This window comes from Bradyrhizobium valentinum, from assembly GCF_001440405.1.
Classification (GTDB): Bacteria; Pseudomonadota; Alphaproteobacteria; order Rhizobiales; family Xanthobacteraceae; genus Bradyrhizobium; species Bradyrhizobium valentinum.
In genome coordinates this window covers 140,633-150,798 of record NZ_LLXX01000025.1, presented here as the reverse complement: position 1 = coordinate 150,798, position 10,166 = coordinate 140,633, and the positions used below count along the sequence as shown (strand labels likewise).

General features: G+C 62.9%; 10 protein-coding genes. 3 read left to right on the top strand and 7 right to left on the bottom strand.

Translation table 11 applies throughout. From position 1 onward, the window contains the following. Positions 1-582: alpha/beta fold hydrolase (locus CP49_RS03795; RefSeq protein ID WP_156438018.1), on the bottom strand; the 582-nt coding region annotated here is incomplete at its 3' end. Positions 583-839: 257 nt separating this feature from the next. Here CP49_RS03795 and CP49_RS03790 point away from each other — a divergent pair. After that, entirely contained in the window at positions 840-1,475 is a 636-nt protein-coding gene (locus CP49_RS03790) for a TetR/AcrR family transcriptional regulator (RefSeq protein ID WP_057848959.1), read from the top strand. 107 nt (positions 1,476-1,582) lie between these two features. On the opposite strand, the gene CP49_RS03785 is transcribed toward CP49_RS03790, so the two are convergent. From CP49_RS03785 to CP49_RS03760, 6 genes are all read right to left on the bottom strand, one after another. Further along, positions 1,583-2,557 carry a TRAP transporter substrate-binding protein gene (locus tag CP49_RS03785; RefSeq protein WP_057848958.1) on the bottom strand — a complete coding sequence of 325 codons (975 nt, stop codon included), beginning with the start codon at positions 2,555-2,557 and terminating at the stop codon, positions 1,583-1,585. 14 nt (positions 2,558-2,571) lie between these two features. Then, positions 2,572-3,879 (bottom strand): TRAP transporter large permease, encoded by a 1,308-nt coding sequence (locus CP49_RS03780; RefSeq protein WP_057848957.1) that lies wholly within the window; start codon positions 3,877-3,879, stop codon positions 2,572-2,574. 1 nt (position 3,880) lies between these two features. Further along, the gene (locus CP49_RS03775; RefSeq protein WP_057848956.1) at positions 3,881-4,426 is read right to left on the bottom strand and encodes a TRAP transporter small permease; all 546 of its coding nucleotides are present in this window, start codon (positions 4,424-4,426) and stop codon (positions 3,881-3,883) included. 301 nt (positions 4,427-4,727) lie between these two features. Further along, the gene (locus CP49_RS03770) at positions 4,728-5,726 is read right to left on the bottom strand and encodes an SIS domain-containing protein (RefSeq protein WP_057848955.1); all 999 of its coding nucleotides are present in this window, start codon (positions 5,724-5,726) and stop codon (positions 4,728-4,730) included. Between the two features lie 11 nt (positions 5,727-5,737). Then, positions 5,738-6,694, bottom strand: coding sequence for an N-acetylmuramic acid 6-phosphate etherase (locus CP49_RS03765; protein WP_057848970.1), 957 nt, complete (start codon positions 6,692-6,694; stop codon positions 5,738-5,740). 19 nt (positions 6,695-6,713) lie between these two features. After that, a complete protein-coding gene (locus tag CP49_RS03760) occupies positions 6,714-7,637 on the bottom strand; it encodes a glucosamine kinase nucleotide-binding domain-containing protein (RefSeq protein WP_057848954.1) in 924 nt (307 codons plus the stop codon). 117 nt (positions 7,638-7,754) lie between these two features. On the opposite strand from CP49_RS03760, the gene nagA reads away from it, so the two are divergent. Together nagA and CP49_RS03750 are read left to right on the top strand one after the other, a co-directional pair. Next, entirely contained in the window at positions 7,755-8,936 is a 1,182-nt protein-coding gene (gene nagA / locus CP49_RS03755; protein ID WP_057848953.1) for an N-acetylglucosamine-6-phosphate deacetylase, read from the top strand. Next, on the top strand, positions 8,937-10,139 hold the full coding sequence (locus tag CP49_RS03750; protein ID WP_057848952.1) for an aspartate kinase: 1,203 nt from the start codon (positions 8,937-8,939) through the stop codon (positions 10,137-10,139). It abuts the gene before it with no gap. Positions 10,140-10,166: the final 27 nt, after the last annotated feature.

Here is a 10,166-nt window from a genome sequence, read left to right as displayed (position 1 = left end):
CCCGCCGGCAGCGACGGCCGCGCGAGCCGCGGCCACGCCGTCGCCGGACGCCCCGAACAGCATGTTGCGTATGGTCGCACGCGGATCGCGCCCCAGCTCCGCTTCCGCAGGCCCCGGCTCCTGAAAATAGAGCTGATAGAATTGCGCGTTCTCCGTGCGGGGCATGAGACTTGTCGGCGGCGCCTTGCCGCGCGGCCGGAACGGTACGCTGAGCGCTGCGACCGCCCTGAAGCGGTCGGGTCGCATGAGAGCCGCCTGCCAGGCGATGCTGGCGCCCCAGTCGTGACCGACGATGACGGCGGCCGGCGCGCCGAGCGCATCGAGAATGCCCACCATGTCGCCGACGAGATGCAGGATCGTGTATTGGTCGATCGCCTGCGGCGCATCGCTCTTGCCGTAGCCGCGCAAGTCGGGGGCGACGACGCGGAAGCCGGCGGCGGCGAGCGCGTCGATCTGATGCCGCCAGGAGAACCAGGATTCAGGGAAGCCGTGCACCAGCAGCACCAGCGGCCCTTCGCCCTGCTCGGCAATGTTGATGTGGATCCCGTTGCATTCGATGATGCGTTGGTTTGGCGCGTTCATCTTTCCATCTCTCTGCGAAGTCGCCGCTGACGCGCTTGATGAGACCGCGTCTGGCGCAACTCGCAATGCGAGCGGCGCCAGGGCGGCCGCCAATAGCTGGCGTCTGTTCATCGGCTTCCCTTCCGGCGGACCAGGCCTACGCACGCGGCGCGGCCATGACCCGTCCTTTACTTTGCAGTTCGTTTTGGTACGATCTGGTACCAGACATCTCGAGATATGGTACCGACTAGTACCGAGTCAAGCGGAAAAATGAGGCGATGAGTCCAAGGATGAAGGCGCGCGAGGAGGAAACCGACGGAACCGCGGTCCGGAAGCGGATTCTGGGCGCGGCCTTTTCGGCGTTTATGGAGAACGGTTTTGCGCAGACCAGCACGCTGGAGATTGCGACACGTGCGCGTGTTTCGAAACGCGAGCTTTATTCCCTGTTCGGCAACAAGGAAGCGATGCTGGTTGCATGCATCACCGAGCGAGCGCAGCGACTGAAAGCGCCGGCCGATCTGCCCGAGCTGCGCGACAGGGAAGTTCTGGCCAACGTGTTAACCGCTTTTGGAACAAGGCTTCTGACTGAGACAACCGATCCGGCCGTTGTCGCTGTGTTCCGGCTGGCGATATCCGAAACAGTGCACGCGCCAAAGGTTGCGCAAGCGCTGGTATCGATTGCGCGCAAGCCCACGCGTGAAGCATTGCGGGAGATCATGGCAAACGCCAAATCAGCCGGATTGCTCGGTGGCGATCCGGCCGCGATGACCGAACAATTTTTGGGGCTGCTCTGGGGTGACCTGATGACCGGGCTGCTGCTTCAGGTAGCCGAGCGCCCAAGCGCCGGCGAAATCGCGCGACGGGCCCGCGCGGCGACGACAGGGCTCCTGCAGATCTATCCGAAGCCCGGGTAGAGACGCCTATTGTCGCCGATCGCAACTCATTCAACTATTTGCTGCCTACCGCGAAATAGCAGAGTCCGGCAATCGAGCGCCGGACTCCACCAGAGCACGACAGCGTCTTACTTCTTGTAGGTGGCGATCACGGCTTCACCATCGGCGCCGGCCTTCTTGAGCCAATCGGCCGTCAACTGCTCCCCGATCTTCTCAAGGCCGGTCTTCAGCGCCGGCGGCGGCGGCAGCACCTTCATCTTGTTGGCCTGAAGCTGCTCGAGATACCACTTCGCCTTTTCTTCCGCGAGCTTCCAGCCGCGTTCTTCGGCGACCACAGCCGCCTTGAGGATCGCTTCCTGGGTCGGCTTGTCGAGCGCGTCAAAAGCCGCCTTGTTCACGAAGGTCACGTTCTTCGGAATCCAGGCTTGCGCATCATAGAAATGCGTCATGGTTTCCCAGGCCTTGCTGTCGTAGCCGGTCGAGCCCGAGGTCATGAACGCGTTCACGACACCGGTCGCCAGCGCCTGCGGCAGTTCCGCCGCCTGGATGGTGACGGGCTGCGCGCCGACGAGTTCGGCGATGCGCGAGGTGCCGACATTGTAGGCGCGCCACTTCAGGCCTTTCATATCCTCAATGGTGTTGAGGTCTTTCTTGGCATAAATGCCTTGCGGCCCCCACGGCACTGCGAAGAGCAGCAGAAGACCTTGCGATGCGAGCTTCTTTTCGATTGTGGGTTTCGACGCCTGCCACAACTTCTTGGCTGCCGGATAGCTCGTCGACAGGAACGGGATTACATCGATGCCGAACATCGGATCTTCGTTCTCATGTAGCGAGATCAGAACCTCGCCCGCTTGCGCCTGTCCGGTTGCGACCGCGCGCTTGATTTCCGGTGCCTTGAACAGCGACGCCGCTGGATGCACGGTGATCTGGAGCTTGCCGCCTGTGGCGTCGGCAACGTCCTTGGCAAACGCGATCAGATTCACCGAATGCGGATTGTCTGCCGGATAGGCCGCCGGGAGATTCCATTTTGTCTGCGCCATTGCAGGGCCGGCAAGAGCCGCGACGCAGGCGGCCACCGCGCAGGTTTTAATAAGCTTCAACATGACAACACCTCTTTCTAGCCGGGAAACGCTATTCGCGGCAGCAGCATCACGATATCAGGAAACACCGTGATGATGGCAACCGCCAGAACGAGCAAAAAGAAGAACGGCAGGGCCGCCTTGGCGACTGTATTGGAATCCTTGCCGCTCATGGTCTGCAGGACGAACAGGTTGAAGCCGACAGGCGGGGAGACTTCCGCCATTTCCACCACCAGCACCAGGAAAATGCCGAACCAGATGAGGTCGAAGCCGGCTTGCTTCACCATCGGAATGACGATGGCGGTGGTCAGCACGATCATGGAAATGCCGTCCAGTGCCGCGCCGAGCACTATGTACATGACGGTCAGCGCCGCGATCAGCGCGTAGGGGCTGAGCTGGAGGCCGTTCACCCAGTTCGCGAGCGCCATCGGGATGCCGGTATAGGCCATCGACGTGCCCATGTAGGAAGCGCCCGCCAGGATCAAGAGGATCATGCAATTGACCCGCGTCGCGCCCATGACGCTCGCCCAGAAGGATTGCCAGGTCAGCGCGCCTTGCCACCATGCGATCGCGAGCGCCCCCAACACGCCCCAGGCGGCGCATTCCGTCGCCGTCGCCCAGCCCATCAAGAGCGACAGAAAGACGAAGACGATCAGCAGCAGGCAAGGAATGAGGTTGAGCGACTCGGCAATCCGCTTGCGCAAGCTCATGGACGGTTCGGCCGGCGGCGTGCGGGCCGGATTGGCGAGCGACCACACTGCGATGTAGCCGGAATAGAGCGCCATCACCAGCAGGCCCGGCAGAAATCCGGCGAGGAAAACCTGAATGATGGAGACGTTCGCCTGCACGGCGTAGACCACCATGGTGATCGAGGGCGGGATGAGAATGCCGAGCGTGCCCGCACCGGCCAGTGAGCCGAGGCTTAAGCTTTCGTCATAGCCGCGCTTCTTCAATTCCGGCAGGGCGATCTTGGCGACGGTGGCGCAGGTCGCGGCTGATGATCCCGACACCGAACCGAACACACCGCAGGCGAGCACATTGACGTGCATGAGCCGGCCCGGCAGCCAGTTCAGCCAGGGCGCAAATCCGCGAAACATCTCCTCCGATAGGCGCGTGCGGAAGAGAATTTCGCCCATCCAGATGAAGAGTGGCAAGGCCGCGAGCGACCACGACGCGCTGTTGCCCCACACCGTTGTCGCAAGCACGCTGCCCGCCGGAATGGCGCCGCCGGCGAATTGCATGCCGGCCCATCCGGTCGCCATCAAGGCGACGCCGATCCAGACACCGGCGCCGAGCAGCAGCGCAAGAAGCCCGAGGAGGATAGCGGCGATGGAGAGAAGCTCCACGTCAGACCCCGCTCTGCATGGCGCGCTCGACGATTTCCTCGGCGCTCTTCGGCTTTGGCAATTCGTAGCGCGGCGCGAAGCCGCGCAGGACATGGACCAGCTCATCCACGAAAGCGATGAAAAGAATCACGAGGCCGCCACTGTAGCCGAGTTGCGGAATCCACAGCGGCACCGCGATGACGCCTTGCGAAATGTCGGAAAATTTCCACGACTGCCAGGTCATGATCGAAGCATGCCACGCGAAAAAGCCGATGAAGCCGACGCCGATGAGGAGCGCAGCGATCTCGACATAATGGCGTACGTTGTCGTTGAGGCGGTCGATCAAGAGGCCGACGCGGATCATCTCGCCGTGTTTGAACGTATGCGCGAGCCCGAGGAAGGCCGTCGCCGCCATGCACCAGGAGATGAAATCATCGCCCGCCGGAATATTGACGCCGAGCGGCCGGCCGCCCGACAGCAGCAGCATCAGCACAAAAATCGCAATGAGGAAAAGTCCGGCGAGATAGCCGGAGAGAAGGTAGAGCCAATCAAGAAATACGCGGATCATAGTGTGTCTTTCCCCTCGCACGCATATTGCTCGGAAGCAATAGACGTACCACTTGGGGTGACCATCCCCTTCAGGATGCGCCTGTCGATCCCAGGCACGCCCGAAGTGGAATGCTGAAATCAGTCCCCAAAGGGGCAGGTTTTCGGAGTTGCCCCGGACAGTCAAGGCGGGGGAGCCAAATCGCGCGACTACGCCACACCTGCCTCCGCCAAGGCTGACAAGATTGCTACCCCAGCATGCATGGCGAAGATCTCTCTAGCGACATGGGTCGTAAGGCGCCGGGTGACCATATCCGCAGCCGTCAAAACGTCTCGGTGATCTTGGTCAGGCGAGGGGGGCGATCCGGATCAAATCCGTGGGCGCGTGCCGTCTGCTCGATCATCCGATAGGCCGGAACGAGCATGGTGATCGGGTCGGTGGCGGGGTCATCCTCGGAAAGCCAGGGCAGCGAGCCATGCGGTCCGCCGCATAGATGCAGCGCGATTTTTTGCTCGCGCAATTCTTCTGCCAGCGCGTCTACCGTGGCCGCCGTTTCATCCATGAGGCGCATCATGACAACCGGCGTGCGCGATGATAACGCGGCGCGCGGCCCATGCTGCAGCTCGGCGGCGCTCACACCAATGGAAGGCAGGCGCAGGATTTCCGAAAGTTTGAGCGCGATCTCCCGCGCCGAGCCTAAGCCCAGGCCCCGCGCCGCCACAAACACGGCCGACGCCTTGGCGAGATCATCGGCAATCTCGGACCAGTCGAGCGCCAGCGCGCGGTGCAGGCGCTCGGGCAGCCTGTCGAGGGCTGACCGCAGCGCACGGTCTTCCGCCAGCTCGGCAACAAGTCCGGCGCTGGCGGCCATCGAGCCGATCACGGTCTTGGTCGCCGCTACGGAGTGCTCTCTGCCGGCTTCGATCGGAACGACGAACTCCGCTTCGTCAGCCACCGGCGACGACGTCGCATTGACGATGGCGATGGTGCGGGCGCCCGCGGCGCGCGCCGACCTGGTCGCCGCGATAAGATCCGGGCTGCGCCCGGATTGCGAGATCACGATGAACAGTGCATGGCGCAGCATCAACGGCGTGCGAAACGCCGTGATCACCGAAGGAGCGCTGGCTGAAACGGGAAGGCGAAGCCGCGTCTCGACAAGGTATCTTAAGAAAACCCCGGCATGCCCGGAGCTTCCCCGGCCGCACACGACGCACAGGGGGGCGGAGCCAATCCCAATTCGCTGTGCGATGTCGCGCGTGGCGGGGCGGCTACGGACAATTTTGGCGACAACATCCGCGCTTTCCCCGATTTCGCTCGCCATCGCGGATGTCGTCACGGCTCAACCGCTCCGCCTTGCTTGCGCGCCGCCGCTTCCTTGGGATGCCGATCACGATGCGAGTCACGATCCTTGGCGAGCTCGGCAAACACGCGCCGAAGGTTGCCGTCACAGTTTTTCAGAATGGTCTCGGCATCAACCCTGTCGACACCCAACGCCAGAAGGCCTGCCGTCTTGATGTCTCCCTCGGCCTGCTCAAGCCAGCGTGCCGCGTGCGACGGATCACAGTGCGCGATTTGCGCCACCATCGCCTCGGCGCGCCGCTTCAGCTTGGCATTGGTCGGCTGCATGTTCACCATCATGCCGCGGTACACCCGGCCAAGGCGCAGCATGATCCCTGAGGAGATCAGGTTGAGCACAACCTTCTGCGCGGTGCCCGCCTTCATCCGCGTGGAGCCCGCGATCAGCTCGCGGCCGGTCTCGATCAAGATCGGAAACTTCGCCGACGCCAGCAGTGCGGTGCCGGGATTGTTGGCAACACCGATCGTCACTGCACCGAAAGAGCCTGCCTGCTGCAGCGCGGCGACCGTGAACGGCGTTGTCCCGCTGGCGGCAACGGCGATCATCACGTCGTGCGGTGTGAGCTGCGCGGCATTGGTCTGCCTGACTGCATCGTCGACATCATCCTCCGCACCCTCGACGCTGGTGACGAACGCGCTGTCTCCGCCGGCGACGATGAAGCGGACGCGCCCGCTGGGCCAGGCGAAGGTCGGCATCAGCTCGGCGCCGTCCTGGACCGCCACGCGGCCCGAGGTGCCGGCGCCGGCATACACAATGCGTCCGTGATCACCCAGCGCCGCCTTGGCCGCTTCGGTCGCCGCAGTGATCGCGGGAAGGGCGTGGCCGATCGCCGCGACTGCCGCAAGCTGGCCCTCCCACATCGCTTCCATCGCTGACGTCAGCGGCCATGCATCAAGATCGGCAAAGCGGGGATCGACTTCTTCGGTGGCCATATAGTTGATCCATGCGCCATCAAACGCGGAACTTTGAAGCCCGTTCATGGTCGGTTTCTCTCTTGGGCAGGTCAAGCCGCCCTCGCGCCACCAGTAACGCGCCGGCCGCCGCATCGGCGTCAGGACACCTCAGGCGCGCGCGCAGGTCAGGCGTCAGCCAGGGCGTAATGGCATCCGCGAGCCCGCCTACCAGCGAGAGCCGGTCAATCCCTCTCGCCAGGAACAGATCAAGCAGATCGCCAATGGCATCGGCCGCGCGTTCGACAATGCGACGGCCGACGGGATCGCCCTGATTGGCGTGCCGCATGACGATCGGCGCGAACGCAGCGTAGTCTGCGGCCCTGGCTTCTTCGGACCAAGCCACCGCCTGATAGGGATCATGATCGAATGCGCCCAGCACCTCTGAAAGCAATGGGGTCAGCTCGCTGCGGCGATCCGCGGCCCGCAGCGCCAGTCGAACAACCTGCAGGCCGATGTCGGCACCGCTGCCTTCGTCCGACACGGGAAAGCCGTAACCGGCGAGACGGATTTCGCGGCCGTCGATCAGGCCGACACCCACCGAGCCTGTGCCGGCTACCACGATGGCCCCGTCCGCGCCGCTATGGGCGCCGAGACAGGCCGCCAGGCCGTCGCTGATGAAGATGACGGACGCAAAGGGATGCGCGATCTCGTTGAGCGCCGCTTCCGCGCCCCGGCGACCAAGCCCGGCAAGGCCAATTCCGGCGTGCATCCGCGCGAAATCCTCGCGCGTCAGTCCGGCCTGTGCGGCTGCCGCTTCAGTGGCCTCCATCATGGACCGCCAGGCCTTCTCCAAGCCAATCCGCGTCGTGGCAGGCCCTGAGCTCGCTGCACCGAGTACGCTGCCGTTTTCGTCCTCGATCCGGGCGCGGCAGCGGGTTCCGCCGCCATCGATGCCGAGATACGTGGTACCCTTTGTTGCCATGGAAAGTTAACGCAAAGGTTTCGCTCCGGGTCCTTCCAAAGCTCCCTGATGTACATATGAAGTCTTGTAGGGGACTCGCCTCACGAGTCCGTGACTGCCATTCTCGGATCAATACAGATGGACCATGCTGGTTCTTCCTCTCTTACGATTGCCGCGCAGCACCTCTTTGATGGTGCCGACATGCGCGGGCCGGGGTCGGTCAGGATCTCGCTGGGGCGGATTGAAAGCGTCACCTTCGGCGAGGCGGAGGCACGCGGCTCAATCCAACTTCCCGCAGACGCGATCCTTGCACCCGGATTCATCGACATCCAGGTGAACGGAGGCGGGGGCGTTCTTCTCAACGACCAGCCAACGGAGGCTGGCGTTCGACGCATCGTTGAGGCGCACCGCAAGGAGGGAACCACGGGCTGCTTGCCGACCCTCATCACCGATCGCAGCGAGGTCATCGAGCGATTGGCTGCAGTCGCGCAGGATTGTCTGAAGATTCCCGGCGTTCTCGGCTTTCATCTGGAAGGACCGGCCCTCAACAGGTCGCGCAAGGGCATTCATCCGGAAGCCGAGATCCGCGTGCCCGATCGGCGCGATCTCGCCGCGATCAAAAGTTTTGGGGGCCGCGGCCGCTCCATTGTGACGCTGGCCCCGGAGTGTGTGCCCGCGTCCATGATCGATGAACTGATCGGCGCCGGATTGCGTATCGCGGCCGGCCACAGCGACGCCACCGCAGCCGAGATCGGGCAGGCGGTCGATCGCGGTGTCTCGGGGGTGACCCATCTGTTCAATGCCATGTCGCAGTTGAACGCACGGGAGCCGGGCTTGGTGGGCGCCGCGCTGGGGGATGACCGGCTGTTTGCAGGGATTATCTGCGACGGCATCCACGTTGACCGCGCCGGTTTGCGTATTGCCTTCCGCTGCAAGGGACGCGATCGATTGATGCTGGTCACCGATGCCATGCCATTGGCGGGCACGAACGACCGGCAATTCATGCTGCAAGGAAGGCAGATCACGTTGCACCAAAATCGCCTGACTGGCCCCGATGGCACGCTCGCGGGCGCTCACCTCACCATGATCGAGGCGGTGCGCAACGCTGTTGCGCTGCTCGGAATCTCCCTTGTCGATGCCCTCATCATGGCCTCGCGGACATCAGCGGTATTTCTGGGCCTTGAGTCCGAGCTTGGACGGATCGCGCCCGGATACCGCGCGGACCTTGTCGCCTTCAATCCGAACTTTGAAGTTGTCGGCACATGGATAGGCGGTGCCGGTTCGATCGGCGAGGCGAGCGAGGCTTCTTGTCGAGGTTAGATGCGCAACCATTCGATCATCGTGCAAAAATACGGCGGTGTCTGTCTCGAAACACCGGCGAAAATTCGCGCGGTTGCGCGCAGTCTCGCCGACCTGCATGGCCGTGGCCGTCGTGTCGTGGCGATCGTCTCCGCCATGGGCAAGACCACCGACCAATTGATCCAGATGGCTTATCAGGTGAGCCCTAATCCCAATCGCCGTGAACTCGACATGCTGCTAACGACCGGTGAGCGCATCAGCATGTCCCTGATGAGCATGGCGCTTTCCGATCTCGGCGTGCCCGCGATCAGCTTCACCGGCAGCCAGGCCGGCGTGATGACCGACGACTCCCATTCCTCCGCACGCATTCTGGATGTACGGCCCATTCGCGTGCGTGAGGAACTTGATCGTGGGCGCGTTGTGGTGCTGGCAGGATTTCAGGGCGTCAACCCGGTGACCAGAGAAATCACCACGCTCGGCCGGGGCGGCAGCGACACCACGGCCGTTGCGATGGCCGCGGCGCTGAAGGCCGAACGCTGTGAAATCATCAAGGAGGTCGACGGAATCTGTTCGGCCGATCCGCGCATCGTGCCGGATGCAAGGCCCCTGCGACGCGTGGACTTCGCATCCCTGTCCGAAATGTGCTTCTGGGGTGCAAAGATCCTGCATTTTCGCAGCGTAGAGCTGGCGCAAAGTCAGGATGTGCCTCTGGTTCTCAAGCAGTGGGGCGGCGTTAAACACAGCACGCAAGTGATGAAAAAGGTTGCAGGCATGGAAAACGGAAGGGTTCTGGCCGTCAACTCGATGGCTCGCATCGAGCATGTGGAAATCGATTCCAACGATCTCAATCACGGTTTCGAGAAATTCGCGCAGCACCTCAAGCAAAACAGCCTGTCCTGGCCGCAGCTCCTCGCTTCGAGCTTCACGTTAGGAAAAACCAGCATGACAGTGGCCTGTGATTCAGAGTGGCTCGACGCCCTGTTGCGCACGCTGGAGCAATGCCCGGATCTGCGCAGGCAGCGCGAGGCTTCAAGCTCGGTTACTCTCACCTGCTTCGGCGGCATTTCGTCGGAATTGCCGTTCAGGGCGTTGCAGGTTCTCGGACATCACGGGATTGTCCCCGACAAGTACGTGTTATCGCCGCATTCGGTCAGTCTGTTTGTCCCGGTAGAGAACCGGGAGGCCGCGGTTACGGCGTTGCATTCGCTTGTCCAGCAAACATAGGTCGGCTGCTGATCCACTTGGCCGACG

Excerpts from the sequence above, each read along its gene's own strand:
- CP49_RS03790 (WP_057848959.1), top strand. The coding sequence starts at position 840 with ATGAGTCCAAGGATGAAGGCGCGCGAGGAGGAAACCGACGGAACCGCG.
- CP49_RS03770 (WP_057848955.1), bottom strand. The coding sequence starts at position 5,726 with ATGGCGAGCGAAATCGGGGAAAGCGCGGATGTTGTCGCCAAAATTGTC.
- nagA (WP_057848953.1), top strand. The coding sequence starts at position 7,755 with ATGGACCATGCTGGTTCTTCCTCTCTTACGATTGCCGCGCAGCACCTC.
- CP49_RS03785 (WP_057848958.1), bottom strand. The coding sequence starts at position 2,557 with ATGTTGAAGCTTATTAAAACCTGCGCGGTGGCCGCCTGCGTCGCGGCT.
- CP49_RS03775 (WP_057848956.1), bottom strand. The coding sequence starts at position 4,426 with ATGATCCGCGTATTTCTTGATTGGCTCTACCTTCTCTCCGGCTATCTC.
- CP49_RS03750 (WP_057848952.1), top strand. The coding sequence starts at position 8,937 with ATGCGCAACCATTCGATCATCGTGCAAAAATACGGCGGTGTCTGTCTC.
- CP49_RS03760 (WP_057848954.1), bottom strand. The coding sequence starts at position 7,637 with ATGGCAACAAAGGGTACCACGTATCTCGGCATCGATGGCGGCGGAACC.
- CP49_RS03765 (WP_057848970.1), bottom strand. The coding sequence starts at position 6,694 with ATGGCCACCGAAGAAGTCGATCCCCGCTTTGCCGATCTTGATGCATGG.